Below are 15445 nucleotides of genomic sequence, written 5' to 3' on the forward strand. Positions count from 1 at the left end.
TTTATCTTTGCACCCTTCCAGAAGCATCACCGTTCATAAGTGTCTCTACTTCATCTTTTGATACAAGATTGAAATCTCCTTCTACAGTGTGCTTAAGACAAGAAGCCGCAACTGCATATTCAAGAGCATCTTGATTTGTTAAACCTGATGTTAAACCATATATAAGACCAGCACCAAATGAATCTCCACCGCCAACTCTGTCCACTATATGCATTCTATATTTCTTTGAACTATAAAAATCTTTTCCGTTATATAACATTGCAGACCAACCATTATCTGAAGCAGAAAAACTTTCACGAAGAGTAATTGCAACATACTTTAAGTTAAATCTATCTGTAAGTTTTCTTGCAACTTCTTTATAACCTTCACCGTTTATTGTTCCACCAGTAATGTCTGTTCCTGCTGCACTAATTCCAAAGACTTTTTCTGCATCTTCTTCATTTGCTATAACTACATCACAATACTTAACTATTTCTCCCATTACTTTACCAGCTTTTTCACTGCTCCAAAGTTTTTTTCTAAAATTCAAATCACAACTTACCATAACTCCAGCTTCTTTTGCTGCCTTTACTGCATCTAGTGTTATAGCTGCACATTCATCAGATAAAGCAGGTGTTATTCCTGTAAAATGGAACCACTGCGCATCATTAAATATTTCTTTCCAATTAAAATCTTCTCTTTTTGCTTCTGCAATAGCTGAATAAGCTCTATCATAAATTACTTTAGAAGGTCTTTGTGATGCTCCTTTTTCACAATAATAAATACCTACTCTATCCCCACCTCGTACAATCATACTAGAACTTACGCCATATTTTCTAAGTTCATTTACTGCTGCTTGACCTATTTCATGTTTTGGTAATTTTGTTACAAAGTATGCATCCTTACCGTAGTTTGCAAGTGAAACAGCAACATTTGCTTCTCCACCACCATAAACTGCTCCAAATTCTTTTGCTTGTGCAAATCTTTCAAAACCAGCTGGTGCAAGTCTAAGCATTATTTCCCCGAATGTTATAAATTTTCCCATGTTATTGCCTCCTATAAATTCATGGCATACCCTAGGTATGCCATGTAGTTAATATCATATTTATTTACTATCTATATTTTGTTTATTCATATGTAACCTAATTATTTCTACGCTCTTGCTTTTTTAACTGCTTCAACAAATTTAACAGCAGTTTCAGTTACTAATTTGTAATCTCCTGTTTTAGCTCCACGAGTTAAATCTCCACCAGTTCCTACTGCTACTGCGCCTGCTTTTATCCAATCTTTAACATTATCAAGTGATACTCCACCTGTTGGCATAAAGTTAGCTTGTGGTAATGGTCCCTTTAAAGAACTTATTATTTGTGGTCCAAAAACATTTCCTGGGAATACTTTTACTATTTCAACTCCAAGTTCTAGTGCTTCGATAGCTTCTTTTACTGTCATAATTCCTGGCATAACAGCAACTCTATATCTATTACACAATTTTATAGTTTCTGGATTTAAGCTTGGGCTTACTATATATTTTGCTCCAGCTAAAATACATGCTCTTGCAGTTTCAGGATCTAGTACTGTTCCTGCTCCAATAAGTACTTCTGCATTATCTTTATATATTTCAGTTAATTCTTTTATTACGTCTATTGCACCTGGTACTGTCATTGTAACTTCAATTGCATTAATTCCGCCTTTTGTAACAGCATCTACAATTTTTACGCCTTCTTCTTTAGAGTTTGCTCTAATAACTGCTACTATTCCATATTCTGTTAATTTTTGTACTATTTTTATTCTTTCCATAATTTACACCTCTTATTTTATATTTTGAATATACTATCTCACCATATTATAACACACCTCAAGCAATTTTTCTTAAAAATTCTAATATTCTTTAATTAAATCTATCTTATGCAGTATCTCAACAGATTTATTTCAGCTCACTTTCGAGCTTTCCATTTTTAAACCAACTATAACTCATACTTAATATTCTATATTTTGGAGTTACAATATTTTTTTAATGTAAGGCGAACAGCACCTTTACCACTACTCAATTCTTTAAAGTAATCTTCAATTTTTGCTCCTAGTCCTACTTCATATAAATTAACACCAAAAATTGATTCATTAGATAAAATCAATGGTAGGTACTCATGAACATTTTTAGTTTCACTCATTTTAATGTTTTTTATTATATTTGTTAATGATTTTAGCATAGGATCAGGACTTAATTCAAAACTATTTCCTGCGTCATCTATAGCCATTAAATAACGACACCATCCTGCTATAGCAAGTGGTATAAATGTTAGATTTTTAGCATCTAAATCAGGATTATTAATATAAGCCTTAATGGTCTCACCAAAACGTATACCTAATTTTTGAGAAGTATCACAAACAATTCTTTGTGGTGTATCTGGCATAAATGGATTTGGAAGCCGTACCTTCATCACCTCATCTATAAAGTCTTTAGGAGACATAATACCTGGGTCCACAACAACTGGCAATCCTTCCACGTATCCTATATTCTCTATTAATGTTACAAGTTCATTATCTTTCATCTCATCTGATATTTTATTATAAGATAATAAACATCCATAAATAGCAAGCGCCGTATGAAGAGGATTTAAGCAAGTACAAACTTTCATTTTTTCTACTTTATCAACAGTTTCTTTATCTGCATAGATAACGCCAGCTTTATCAAGTGGAAGACGACCATTTTTAAAATTATCTTCGATAACTAAATACTGTGGCTGCTCTGCATTAACAAATGGCGCTATATATGTATTTTTCGAAGTCATAATTACTTCTGTATCCTCAATCCCAATCTCACTCAGCATTTTTATAACTGACTCTGCAGGTCTTGGGGTTATTTTATCTATCATGCTCCACGGATAAGATAAATTCTGTGTTACATAAGTTAAAAATCCAGATTCCACAATCTTGTTTTCTGTCCATTTTTTTGCAAATGTAATTATAGCATTTTCAAGTTTTGTACCATTATGCGAACAATTATCCATGCTTGCTAATGTCAATGGCAACCTTCCATTCTTAAATCTTTCGTAACATAATGCTGTAAGCTTTCCAATATAGCTCGTAGCTTTTGTGGGTTCATTTTCAAAATCGTTATCAACATCTTTTAAAAATTCTCCATTACCATTTTTTAAGCTATATCCTTTTTCTGTAATTGTAAATGAAACCATTTTTAAGGTCTTAGCTTTAAATATTTCTTTTAATCTATTAAAATCGTGTAAATTGTTTCTATCTACACATAATGATTCTGCAATACTTCCAATTACTTTTTTTTCTAATGTTCCATCGGCTTTTAAAGTTACTAAGATACTTAAATTCTCGAATTTTTTATAACTTTTTTCAATTATTTCATAATCATATCCTTCAGCAACTATTATACCGGTATTTAATATACCTTTATTCAATAATTCTTGACAAATGACAGCCGGGAAAGCACGAAATATATTTCCTGCTCCAAAATGTAACCATTCAGGCTTTTCTTTAGTATGTTTTATCATCTTACCTATGTCGTACTTAGGTAATTCAAAATCATTTTCTTCCCAAAACTCAAAATTCTTTAATTCATTTTGCTCAAGTTTCAATTTGTTACCTCCTCATATCTACTAAGTCATTTTAGAGTAACATTTGTTTATGATAGCTAGCAACATATATTAAATTCAATTGCAGCTTAAAGGAGTACTATGTTAATTTAGCAACAGAATCCCTTTTAATAAGCTCTGTACTAATGTATATTTTTTCACCATCGTCAGTATTATTTTCTATAATAGATAAAAGTTTTTCTGCACCTCTCTTACTTATTTCAATAATAGGTCTTCTAACAGTAGTTAACGCTGGTGTTAAATAATCACCTAGCTGCATTCCATCAAACCCCATAATTGAAATATCATTTGGAACATTAAGGCCCGCTTCAGCTGTAGCCTTCATTGCCCCAATTGCCATTTCATCATTTGAGCAAAATACCGCTGTTGGAATTTCACTTAAACAGAGTAACTTTTTCATGGCCGTATATCCACTTCCAATAGTATAATTTCCTTCAACTATATATTTGCTATTTATTTGTATTTTATTTTCAATTAATGCATCTAAAAATCCATTTTTTCTTTCTGTAGTAGAATTAAATCCCTTTTTACCTTCAATTATAGCTATATCTTTATGTCCATTTTGTATTAGATAGTTTACAGCTTCATATACACCTTTTTTGTCTGATGATAATATATTCACTATAGAACTTTCATCTATATACCTGTTAAGCACTACTAATGGTATTTTTTTCTCCATTAAATAGTATATAAAAGAATTATCGCTATTACTTTGACTCATAAGTATTATACCGTCAAATCTTTTGCCGTTAACAGAAGTGAAATCTTTATAATCATCAATTCCTCTAACGACTAGATTATAACTTTCTTTTATAGCACTATTAACACCACTTATAGTTTCATAAAAAAACCTTGATGAAGTTGCTTCACTAATGGTTGTAAAAATAAGTCCTATATTATAGGATCTATTTAAAACCAAACTTTTAGCACTATAATTGGGTACATAATTAAGTTCTTTTGCTATTGTCATTATTTTAGCCTTAGTCAGATCACTTATAAACGGACTGTTATTTAACGCTCTTGAAACAGTAGTATGTGAAACATTGGCAATTTTAGCTATGTCTTTTATTGTAACTTCCATTATTAACACCCCTATGCACCTATATATACTTATTAAAAAGAATATAGGAAACGATTTAACTCAACATTTATTATTTACTTAATTGTTTATAACGCTTCCCATATTCAAAGTATATAAGTTGCACTAACCTTATGTCAAATACCCCTGTAGTCTTTTTGTTTAAAAAATAGCTAACAGAGAACAATGTTATATTTGAATTAACAATCTATTCCAAAGTATTGTTTTGCATTGTTATAACATATTCCTTGAACAATATTTCCTAAAAGTTCTCTATCATCTGGGAATTCTCCATTTTCAACCCATTCACCAATTAAATTACATAATATTCTTCTAAAGTATTCATGTCTTGTATAAGATAAGAAACTTCTTGAATCAGTTAACATTCCTACAAAACGGCTTAATAATCCAGTATTAGCAAGCACTTTCATTTGTTCTATCATGCCCTCTTTATTATCTAAGAACCACCAAGCTGCGCCAAATTGTATTTTTCCTGGAACTTCAGTTCCTTGGAAATTTCCAAGCATTGTACTTAAAACATAATTGTCTTTAGGATTTAAGGTATATAGTATTGTCTTAGGCAATGAGTTACTGCTTTCTAATGAATCTAATAATCTTGATAAAGGATAAGCAACTTGCTCATCGTTAATAGAATCAAATCCAGTATCTGGTCCTAGCTGTTTAAGCATTTTTGTATTATTATTTCTTTGCGCTGCAAGATGAAGCTGCATTGTCCATTTAAGCTGCGAATATAATTTACCTAAAAATTGTAGAGTAAATGTTCTGTATTTACTTTCTTCATCAGGACTTGCAGTCTCACCCTTTAATATTTTCGCAAATATATCAGATACTTCTTCTTTTGAAGCTTCCATATATGTTATGCTATCCATTGCATGATCTGATATTCTACATCCGACTTCATTAAAAAATCTCACTCTTGATTCTAGAGCTTTTAAGAATTCACCATAATTTTTAATGTTTATTTTAGATACTTCTTCAAGTTTTTTTACCCATGGAAGGAAGGCATCTTTATTTATTTGAAGTCCCTTATCAGGTCTAAATGCTGGTAAAACCTTTACAGTAAATTTTGTATCCTCTTTAAGTTTTATATGATACTCTAGTGAATCTATTGGATCATCAGTTGTACATAAAGCTTTAACATTTGACTTTTCGATCAAATCTCTTGCGCCAAATCCTTCTCCATTAAGTAATATATTTACCTTTTCCCAAATAGCTGGAGCTGTTTTTTCGTTTAGGACCTCATGTATTCCAAAATATCTTTGAAGTTCTAAGTGTGTCCAGTGGTAAAGGGGATTACCTATAGCCATTGGTAATGTTTGAGCCCATGCCATAAATTTTTCAAGATCGCTACCATTTCCAGTAATGTATTTTTCATCTATACCATTACTTCTCATAGCTCTCCATTTATAATGATCTCCGTATAGCCAAGCTTCAGTTATATTTTTAAATCTTTTGTTATCATATATTTCTTTTGGACTTAGATGACAATGGTAATCAATAATAGGCATATCTTTTGCATAATCATTATACAAACTTATCGCTGTGTCATTAGATAATAAAAAGTTTTCATCCATAAATTTTTTCATATACTTCACCTTTTCCTCAATTAAATTTTATTTTTTGTTCACGTTAACAATAACGAACCTTCTGACTTTATTATAATCTAATTTTTTTCATAATGCAATAGTGAAATCGTTATCTTTTTTTTAATAACTCTTTATTATAATTTAATCTTTAGCATTTTTTTAATATGATATTGTACCTTTATGTGCTCTAATTAAATTCTTTCCATAAAACAGCATTAGATATTATCTATAATTATAGATAATATCTAATGAACTATATTATTTCCTTTATTTTATACTTGTTTTTTATGCTCAATTTTAAATGCAAATAGTGCTCCACATATTCCACCTATAATATGTGCAAATTGAGATATATTATCCTGAGAAAAAGCTCCTGCAAAAATCTCTCTACCGATGAATACAAAAAACACAATAATTAAAGTTAATGGAATTTTCCCCTTCTGTGCATTGGTAAATGAACTTAAAATAATAAACATATAAACAATACCACTCGCCCCCAGAAGTGCATCATTTGAGAAAATCGTATTTATTAAACCTGTAACTAAAGCTGTTACGAGTATTAACTGCACCAAAACTTTTGAACCATACTTTTCTTCGAGCATTGGTCCTATTATTAGGATTATTATAAAATTACCAGAAAAGTGATCCCAATTAGCATGACCCAATATATAGGAAAACAGTCTTATATATTGCATTGGATCCAAAAAAGAAGTTCTGTAGTTTGAAAATATTATTTTATTAAGCATTCCATTTGTTAAATAACTTAATAAATAGCTTATAAGCGCTAACCCCGTAAACGTTAGTATGACTGGCGAATTATACTGTATTTTCTTTAGTTTCGCAAGCATTTTTTATCCTCCATTTTTCATACTTAAATATAACTTCTTAAGACTTCCTTTGTTTCTAAGTCAACAAAAGCTGCATTTACACTATTAAGGTATATTTGTTTATAATCATTAAAAGTAATGTTAAATTCAGTAAATAAAACTTTGCATTCCTTAGTCATATTTGTGTTTGATACAGTCCTATTGTCAGTGTTTATTGTGATTTTTATTCCATCATTATAAAAATTATAAATTGGGTGGTTACATACTTCCTCAACAGCCTTAGTTTGAATATTACTTGTTAGACACATTTCAAGAGTTATTTTTTTGTCTTTTACAATATTATAAGCCTCAATACAATCTTTAATAAATACTCCATGACCAATTCTTTCTGCTCCCAAAAGTTCCACTGCTTCAAGCACATTTTTACCTATTCCTGTTTCACCCGCATGAATAGTTATTCTATACCCATATTTTCTAGCGAGTCTTATAGGCTCTATGAATTTTTTGCAAAATTCATAATCTTCAGCTCCACACAAATCTATAGCAACTACACCTTTGGATATATATTTTGCACCAGCCTCCACAACTTCAACTGCTTTGTCTGCAGACATAAATCTCATGCAACAAAGTATTACATTTCCCTTTATATCATATCTCTCTTCTGCGTCTTTAATTCCAGATATTACACTCTCTATTACATCACTTATAGTTAATCCCTTATTTACATGAAGTAATGGTGCAAACCTAACTTCAATATATTTTACATTTTCTTTAACACAATCCTCAAGAAGTTCAAATGTAATTCTTCTCAGGCTTTCTTTTGATTGCATTACTAAATTAGGAATTACAAACCTTTTTAAATATTCATCGAGGGACTTGCATTCCTCTGGAGCAGTCAATTCTTTTGTGATATTATAAACATCATAATACGGAATTTTTATATCCTCTCTTCTTGCTATGTCAATTATCGTTTCCGGCCTAACACTGCCATCTAAATGACAATGCAAATCAATTTTTGGTAAATCTTTATATTTCATATTATCCCCTTTCTTAATCATCTAATATTTATTTACAACAAGCACAACCATAGAAACAAAGTATATGGCTAGTGGTATATATTTTGTTAAATTTGAGGCTTTCCCATCTCTTATTTCTCCATCTGTTACCATGTAATTTCCATCTCTTACTACGTATTTTAAAGTATCATTATTTTCTTCTTGCTCTACGCTTCTAACTCTACTATCAGTATCTTTATACTCTTTAAGTTTTCTTAGGTTTGTATATATTATAGCGCCACCCATCAAAAATAATATTGAGGCTTGAAGTAACACTGAAGCGATGCTAACATTAGCTTCCTGTGCTGATTTTAACGCACTACTCTCAATCCCATTGTTCATATAATTCATTAATACCTTACTTAAAATAAATGATATTGCGTTATTCGCTGCATGAAGTGTCATACTACCAACTATTGATCCTGTATACTCCCTAACCATTAATAAAATAAATCCTAAAAACATCACGTAAATAATTTGCATTACATTACCATGGAAAGCTGCAAATATTGATGTTATTATAAAATATTTTATTTTTTTATTTACTCCATCATAAGCATCTAAAAAAATCCCTCGAAAGAATATTTCCTCAAAAAATGCTGGAAGTAAAACTACAACTAATAATCCGAGTAACATTGTACTTCCACTTAATAAATTTGATATTTGCGTACCATCCTTTATTGCAAATGGAAATAACTTGAAACTTATAGAATTAATACCCATAGCAAAAATGTAAGTACCAAACGCTACAAATATAGTTAGATAGATCTGCTTTATAGATATTTTCTTTATTACCATTACATTTTTAAACTTTCTTTTAGTAATTATACAGTATAATAAAGCAATTCCTCCAAAAACTATAACACTAGCACTACCTGAAAGAAGTAATGAAACATTTTCGCTTATAGGACGAACTAATCCAAATAATTTACTAACCCAAAATGGCACTAGAATAAATAACAATAATGCTAATACTAATAAGCAATTAGCTAAAAATATTTTTTTGTTTTTCATAAGATTCTCCTTAGCTCTATAATTTTCTTAATATTAATACCCTTATCTATAATTTTATTACTCCAATATATATGATATGCCAATCACCAATAATAATCAAATTATAACTAACAAAAATTTCTATCCCCATATTAAAATGTAATCTATGAGTTATATAAAAAAAACCGTACTTTTTACAGTACAGTCTATAATTTTAATCTATACTATTTTTATAACTACTTTCTCGTCATCACATATAAGTTTAATTTGATTTCCTACGCGTGTTGTTTTTAATGTTACAGTGTGCCCCCACAACTCATATATATACCTTAGAGTAGCCTCTGCATAAGTGCTGTTTAATTCTCTACCATCATAAACATGCTCGAGTATTAGCGTTTTGTCCTTTTGAGACATTTCCGTTACTCTAATAATAGGGATCCCACCTGCTCCACAAGAACTAGCTAAAGTATTTCTAATACTTTTAAAGCCATTATCGTCAGCAACTTCTTTAACTACATAATTTCCATTGGTAGCCGCATATTCAAATAGATTAAGTTCTTCACATAATTCCTTTGTTAAATACTTTCTTAAAAAGGATTCATCTCTCTCTATTTCTCTAACTTCAAATATTTTATCCATTCCATATCTTTTTAAAATATCTTCAAATATTTTAAAACCTATGAAATATGGATTTATAGTTCCTTGCCCAGGAGCTATAACATCATTCTGACGTTTAATAAATTCTAAATGAAGTCCCTCTGTTAATTTAAGCTGCTTCACTAAATTATAATGCCAAAAACTAGCCCATCCTTCATTCATTATTTTTGTTTCTATTTGAGGAATAAAATACGCAGTTTCTTGCCTTACAATTTCGAGTAAACTTTTTTCCCATTCCTCTATATCACCATATTTTATTATAAAATATAAAAGATCTTCCTCAGGTTCTAATGGTATTTTATTTATCTCGGGAAATTCTAATTTTGCATATTTATCTAAATTATCATGAACTTTATTGTTCCTTTTATAATCATCCAAAATTCTTTGCTTTAAAACTTCATCAGTTATTCTCTTTGCCCCAACAACTCTATTCGTCTGAAACTTTATGGCATGGGCTGCATCTAGTATTCTCTCTACCTTTTCATATCCTATACTTGGGTCATTTATAAAACTTCTTACCTTATCCGCATGAAACTTAAACATTTCAACAGTAGATGCAGCTCTGGTTCCCTCCTTAAAAAGCCTATTGTTTTTAAAGAAATCATTATGCCCATAAACATGAGCTATAGTTAATATCTGTAATAAAAGCGTATTTTCCTTCATTAAGTATGCAATGCAAGGATCAGAATTTATTACCATCTCATATGGTAATCCACTTAAATTATATTTATATGTTGTACTATTTTTTTCATATGATTTACCAAAACTCCAATGTGGATAACTTGAAGGCATCCCAAAATAAGATTCGTAAGCTAACATATCTTTATATCCAATAATTTCGAATTCTTGAGGATAGTAATTAAGCCTTGTTTGTTTTACTATATCCTCAATTTTTTTATTCCAATCTTCTAAATCTTTTAAGGTATAGTACAAACTTACCTCACCCCATCCTTTTTCAACATATATTTAAGACCTTCCCATAAATCTTGTTTTTGCTTTATTTCGATTGAAAGAAAATTTTCATTAGTTACCGCCTTCGAAAACACATCTTTCATAGAAGCAGAATAATAACTATTCATAAGCTCCGCATAACCAAATAAATTACTTACGTCACAAATGTTTTTTGCAGCCTTTATAGCTTTTTCATTGTCTTCTTCCCAATTATCTCCATCACTTACGTAAAAAACATACACATTCCAATTATCAGGATTATATCTTTTATCAATTATTTCTAAAGCTTTATTTAGTCCACTAGAAATATACGTACCTCCTGATTCAACTTTATGAAAAAAATCAACTTCATTTACTTCCTTTGCAACAGTTGTATGTGCAATAAAACTAACCTCTACATTTGAGTATTTTGATTGAATAAATTGAGATAAAATAAAAAAGAATGAACGTGCTAAATATTTTTTTGTTGTATCCATTGATCCCGATACATCCATTACACATAGAATAACTGCATTTGATTCTCTCTTCAAAACTTTTTCAACTCTATGATATCTTAAATCATCATTTTTGAAGGGCAATCTTTCAATTTTATTGCCCTTATCTTCTTCCATTAAAGCTTTATTTTTCGCCTGCTGCCTTTTAATCTTTTCGGCTACTGTTCTTTTTTTAGCAAGACGTGGATTAATACCATGTTTTTGATAACCCGCTCTTTTTAGACCATTCTCCGTTAGAACCTCTGAAAATTTCTTCTTATCCATTTCAGGAAGTTCTAAATCCTCTAAGAGATAATTCAGTGCATCTTCAAGGGTTATTTCAGTTTCATAGATATCTTCACCTTCTTTGTCTCCTGCTTTACCTCCTCCTTTTCCTTCCCCCTGTGCTTTTTCTTTTCCTATTACTTGATCTCTTTTTTCCGTGCCGTCACCGCTTGCAACTCCCCCCTTATTTTTACCAAAAATAAATTCATATTCCTTCAATCCTTTTATTGGTATTTTAATTTTTTTATCCTTACTTTGCCCAATAATACTCTCCTCTGACAATATATCTCCCAGATTTTCTTTAATAGATTTTTCAACAAGCTGACGGTGCCTTCGTCTGTCCTCCGAAGCTCTATCGTGCTCTATAGGAGTTACATTATAGTCTCTAAATATTGCCATGATTCTAATCCTTCCATAAATTGTTAGCTGCATATTTTAGTATTACATCACAACAATGATCACAATACCCATTAGCCTTCATTTGCTCAACCATTACATTATATTTTTCATCTTGATCTTTATCTCGAACTCTAGACCTAGTTATAATTCTTGATAATTCTTTTACTGAACTTGTTAGTTTCTTTTCTATTGCTTCCTTCAAAGGCTCATAAGATTCATATTTAATTTTCCCACCATTTCTAACTACATAAAACATATATGAAGTTACATCACTTCTAAAACCCTTAGATGAGCTCACAGATATTCCAATTTGTTCTTCTATTGACCTCATAAATGATTCATCAGCCTTAAGTTCCTCACCAGTAGCTTTATCCTTTAATTTCGCCTTATTCACAAAAGCTTCTGCATTATCTATATAGTTATCAAATAAACTTTCGGCTTGTTCCTTGTAGCTGTGTATAAAAGCCTTAGTTACTTCTTTCTCTAATATTTTGTTATATTCTTTTCTAATACTATCTTGAATAAAGCCCATATACTTCTTCTTCTCATCTTCAGCTATATCCATTTCCCTAACAGACTTAATTATACTTTCCATAATACTTAGTGGATTTATACAATCCGAATCTGAATCCGAAATAGCATTATCAATAGCCTTTACTATAAATCTTGTAGAAATTCCATGCATACCCTCGTCCAGGCCCGCTTCTTCTCTTAATTCACTAATATCTATTTTCTGAGTAGTTCCATTTTCTACTATTTCTTCACCGTTATATATCTTAAGCTTTGTTATAGGATCTACCTTATTGGATGGTTTAAACCTTGAGAGCAATGCGAACATTGCAGCAATTTCAATGGTATGTGGTGCTATGTGAGGTTTAAAATTACTCTTTTTAAGTATCTTATCGTATATTTTAATTTCTTCATTTAGCTCAAGGCAATAAGGAACCTCGACCTTTACAATTCTATCTAAAATAGCTTCATTCGTATGATCAGATTTAAATCTATTCCATTCTGCTTCATTAGAATGGGCAATAATTATACCATCAAAGTAAATCATGGAACCCTTTCCTGGTGATGGTATCGATTTTTCTTGAGTTGCGGTTATTATTGTATGAAGATATTCAACATCATTTTTAAATACTTCTATAAATTCTACCATTCCTCTATTACCAACATTAAATGCTCCATTAAGAGAAAAAACTCTTGGGTCATCCTCTGAATACATATCCATTTTGGATATATCAACTGAGCCTGTTAAAATTGAAGTATCTTGATTATTAGGATCAACCGGTGGGACAACACCTATGCCCTTTCTTGATCTTACTGAAAATGATGTAGTGGTAACAGGGAACTTTTCATATTCTCCATTGTATTCATTAATTAATTTATATTTACATGCTGGGCAAAGATCCCCTTCAATTTTCACATTGAGCATTTCTCCAATTTTGCCTCTGAGATGTTTTGGTATTAAATGAAGTGGCTCTTCATTCATAGGGCATCCCTTTAAAACATATACTGGATCCGTATTTTCAAAAGCATTCTTTAAAGCTTCCACAAGTGATGACTTTCCAGCACCTACTGGTCCCGCTAAATACAATACTTGCCTAGATTCCTCTCCCTTCATGGATGCAGAATAAAAGTAACTAACCAGTTTCATTAATACTTTGTCAATTCCAAAAAAGTCATCTTTAAAAAATGCATATCTTTTTATAATATCATTACCATATATTTTTCTTATTCTTGGATTTTCTTCTGGTTTTAATGTTTCATATCCACCTTTTATTATTGTGTCATACATCCTCTTATGCGATAACTTAGCCTTATCAGGATCTGCTTTAATAATATCTAAATATTCTAAAAAAGTTCCTTCAAATTTATCTTTGGCCTTGTTTCCTCTATCATTTTCTATTATGTTTTTAAAATCCATTTAATACCCCCTAAGATAAAATTATTTTTAATAATATTAAATATATGCAAGAGCATACCCCCAAAATGATTAAAAATAAAAAACTTATGAAAATTTTAAAATACCACTATAGAATAAACTTTTTAAAATTTTATAATCCTTCAATAAATATACAATCAAAAAAAACACAAGCCCACTGTAAATGTGAGCTCGCATTTTTAATTATCAAATCTATCAACTTGAAATAGCTTTAAATCCTCATTGTATTTACCTAAATATAAATCACTAAGCATTCTTCCGCCGAGCATTGAAAATAATATTCCATTTGCACCATACCCCAAACAATACCACAACTTATGATTATCTGGGTCTTTTCCTATAAACCCCAAATTATCTTTTGTAGATGCAAATGCACCACAATATTTATATTCTACTTCTATACCTTTAATATCGTTAAACATGAATTTTAACCTTTGCTCCAATATATCATATTTGTCCTTTGCAGCTTTTTCATTAAATATATCTGGTACAAATCTTATATCCTCTCCACCTATAATTATTCTATTATCCTCAGTGGTTCTATAATAATTATATGGTGAATTGTTATCACGGATAAGTGCTCTTTTGTACCAACCTGAAAAGTCGCTAACAGGTTTTGTCGCCAAATTAAAAGTAGTAGTTTTAGTTCCAAAATTCCTTTTACTAAACAATCCTGTATTGTACCCAGTAGCTACTATAATTATCTTTCCCTTTACTTTATAACCATAAGTAGTATAAGCGAGCACGCCACTATTTTCGTAATTCACAGCTGTGACCTCTGTGTTCTCATAAATTCTAACTCCTTTTTTTAGGCTTATATCAATAAGTTCATGCGTATACTTATATGAATCAAATTGTGCACCACCATTATTACTATAAACTCCAGCTTTCAAATCAAAACTAAAAGGATTACTAGTTTCATCAATAAAATCCACATCAAATCCATTTTCTTTTCTAATTCTATATTCTTCGTAAATCTCATTAATTTCTAATTTTTTAGAAGTATATAATAACGTGTCTTTTCTTCTATAATCACATTTATTTCCATATTGATTTATAATATTATCTATCTCATTTAAAGCTTTTAATCCCAATTCATAGGATCTTATTACATTGTTTTTGGTTGTAGCTTCCATTAAATCATTGAGGTTATCATCTAGTTCGTACTGAAGTAATGATGTTGTCACGCCTGTACTACAATAACCTATTCTATTTTTCTCGAGTATGACACTTTTGATATTTGCTTTTGAAAAGTAATATCCTAAAATACTTCCTGTAACTCCACCTCCTACTATTATCACATCGGTTTCAATATTTTCTGTTAAATATTCATACTGCTTTGGTACTTTATTTGTTTTCGTGAATATAGGTTCTCCTTGTACATATTGTAAATTCATTGTATACCACCTAACTAATTATATTTTATAAACTATCCGAATTGACTCTAATTTAATAATGCAATCCACTTATTAACTTTGAATATAGTGTTTCTTAATCAATATTCCTATATGCATATAATAAATATTAAGATTTAAATATCCTATTTGTTATTTTGTATACCATAATTTTTTTATGT

Annotated in this window: 12 protein-coding genes; all 12 read right to left on the minus strand. The window is 30.3% G+C overall.

Going from position 1 to position 15445, the window contains the following annotated elements; all coding sequences use genetic code 11:
• Position 1 precedes the first annotated feature (1 nt).
• The 12 genes from KPL44_RS09860 to KPL44_RS09915 all read right to left on the minus strand — a co-directional run bounded on the left by KPL44_RS09860 (position 2) and on the right by KPL44_RS09915 (position 15266).
• Positions 2 to 1024, minus strand: coding sequence for a sugar kinase (locus tag KPL44_RS09860; protein ID WP_216249256.1), 1023 nt, complete (start codon positions 1022 to 1024; stop codon positions 2 to 4).
• 107 nt (positions 1025 to 1131) lie between these two features.
• Entirely contained in the window at positions 1132 to 1776 is a 645-nt protein-coding gene (locus KPL44_RS09865; RefSeq protein ID WP_071612067.1) for a bifunctional 4-hydroxy-2-oxoglutarate aldolase/2-dehydro-3-deoxy-phosphogluconate aldolase, read from the minus strand.
• Positions 1777 to 1964: 188 nt separating this feature from the next.
• Positions 1965 to 3581, minus strand: a complete 1617-nt coding sequence (locus KPL44_RS09870; protein ID WP_216249258.1) for a mannitol dehydrogenase family protein — start codon at positions 3579 to 3581, stop codon at positions 1965 to 1967.
• A 97-nt stretch (positions 3582 to 3678) separates the two neighbouring features.
• A complete protein-coding gene (locus KPL44_RS09875; RefSeq protein WP_216249261.1) occupies positions 3679 to 4680 on the minus strand; it encodes a LacI family DNA-binding transcriptional regulator in 1002 nt (333 codons plus the stop codon).
• A 197-nt stretch (positions 4681 to 4877) separates the two neighbouring features.
• Positions 4878 to 6284, minus strand: a complete 1407-nt coding sequence (uxaC, locus tag KPL44_RS09880) for a glucuronate isomerase (RefSeq protein WP_216249266.1) — start codon at positions 6282 to 6284, stop codon at positions 4878 to 4880.
• Positions 6285 to 6556: 272 nt separating this feature from the next.
• Entirely contained in the window at positions 6557 to 7132 is a 576-nt protein-coding gene (locus KPL44_RS09885) for a rhomboid family intramembrane serine protease (RefSeq protein WP_216249269.1), read from the minus strand.
• A gap of 23 nt (positions 7133 to 7155) precedes the next feature.
• On the minus strand, positions 7156 to 8148 hold the full coding sequence (gene add / locus KPL44_RS09890) for an adenosine deaminase (RefSeq protein ID WP_216249272.1): 993 nt from the start codon (positions 8146 to 8148) through the stop codon (positions 7156 to 7158).
• Positions 8149 to 8169: 21 nt separating this feature from the next.
• Positions 8170 to 9180: a CPBP family intramembrane glutamic endopeptidase gene (locus KPL44_RS09895; protein WP_216249273.1), complete on the minus strand. Its 1011-nt coding sequence runs from the start codon at positions 9178 to 9180 to the stop codon at positions 8170 to 8172.
• Positions 9181 to 9378: 198 nt separating this feature from the next.
• Positions 9379 to 10749, minus strand: a complete 1371-nt coding sequence (locus KPL44_RS09900; protein ID WP_216249276.1) for a SpoVR family protein — start codon at positions 10747 to 10749, stop codon at positions 9379 to 9381.
• Positions 10750 to 10751: 2 nt separating this feature from the next.
• A complete protein-coding gene (yhbH, locus tag KPL44_RS09905) occupies positions 10752 to 11924 on the minus strand; it encodes a sporulation protein YhbH (RefSeq protein WP_216249279.1) in 1173 nt (390 codons plus the stop codon).
• Between the two features lie 4 nt (positions 11925 to 11928).
• The gene (locus KPL44_RS09910) at positions 11929 to 13851 is read right to left on the minus strand and encodes a PrkA family serine protein kinase (protein ID WP_216249282.1); all 1923 of its coding nucleotides are present in this window, start codon (positions 13849 to 13851) and stop codon (positions 11929 to 11931) included.
• 197 nt (positions 13852 to 14048) lie between these two features.
• On the minus strand, positions 14049 to 15266 hold the full coding sequence (locus tag KPL44_RS09915; RefSeq protein ID WP_216249285.1) for an NAD(P)/FAD-dependent oxidoreductase: 1218 nt from the start codon (positions 15264 to 15266) through the stop codon (positions 14049 to 14051).
• Positions 15267 to 15445 lie beyond the last annotated feature (179 nt).

The organism is Clostridium sp. DSM 17811, from assembly GCF_018861905.1.
GTDB lineage: Bacteria > Bacillota > Clostridia > Clostridiales > Clostridiaceae > Clostridium_AD > Clostridium_AD frigoriphilum.

What these genes read in the sequence shown, in the direction of transcription:
- KPL44_RS09860 (WP_216249256.1), bottom strand. Translation starts at nt 1,024, where the DNA reads ATGGGAAAATTTATAACATTCGGGGAAATAATGCTTAGACTTGCACCA.
- KPL44_RS09865 (WP_071612067.1), bottom strand. Translation starts at nt 1,776, where the DNA reads ATGGAAAGAATAAAAATAGTACAAAAATTAACAGAATATGGAATAGTA.
- KPL44_RS09875 (WP_216249261.1), bottom strand. Translation starts at nt 4,680, where the DNA reads ATGGAAGTTACAATAAAAGACATAGCTAAAATTGCCAATGTTTCACAT.
- uxaC (WP_216249266.1), bottom strand. Translation starts at nt 6,284, where the DNA reads ATGAAAAAATTTATGGATGAAAACTTTTTATTATCTAATGACACAGCG.
- KPL44_RS09885 (WP_216249269.1), bottom strand. Translation starts at nt 7,132, where the DNA reads ATGCTTGCGAAACTAAAGAAAATACAGTATAATTCGCCAGTCATACTA.
- add (WP_216249272.1), bottom strand. Translation starts at nt 8,148, where the DNA reads ATGAAATATAAAGATTTACCAAAAATTGATTTGCATTGTCATTTAGAT.
- KPL44_RS09895 (WP_216249273.1), bottom strand. Translation starts at nt 9,180, where the DNA reads ATGAAAAACAAAAAAATATTTTTAGCTAATTGCTTATTAGTATTAGCA.
- yhbH (WP_216249279.1), bottom strand. Translation starts at nt 11,924, where the DNA reads ATGGCAATATTTAGAGACTATAATGTAACTCCTATAGAGCACGATAGA.
- KPL44_RS09910 (WP_216249282.1), bottom strand. Translation starts at nt 13,851, where the DNA reads ATGGATTTTAAAAACATAATAGAAAATGATAGAGGAAACAAGGCCAAA.
- KPL44_RS09915 (WP_216249285.1), bottom strand. Translation starts at nt 15,266, where the DNA reads ATGAATTTACAATATGTACAAGGAGAACCTATATTCACGAAAACAAAT.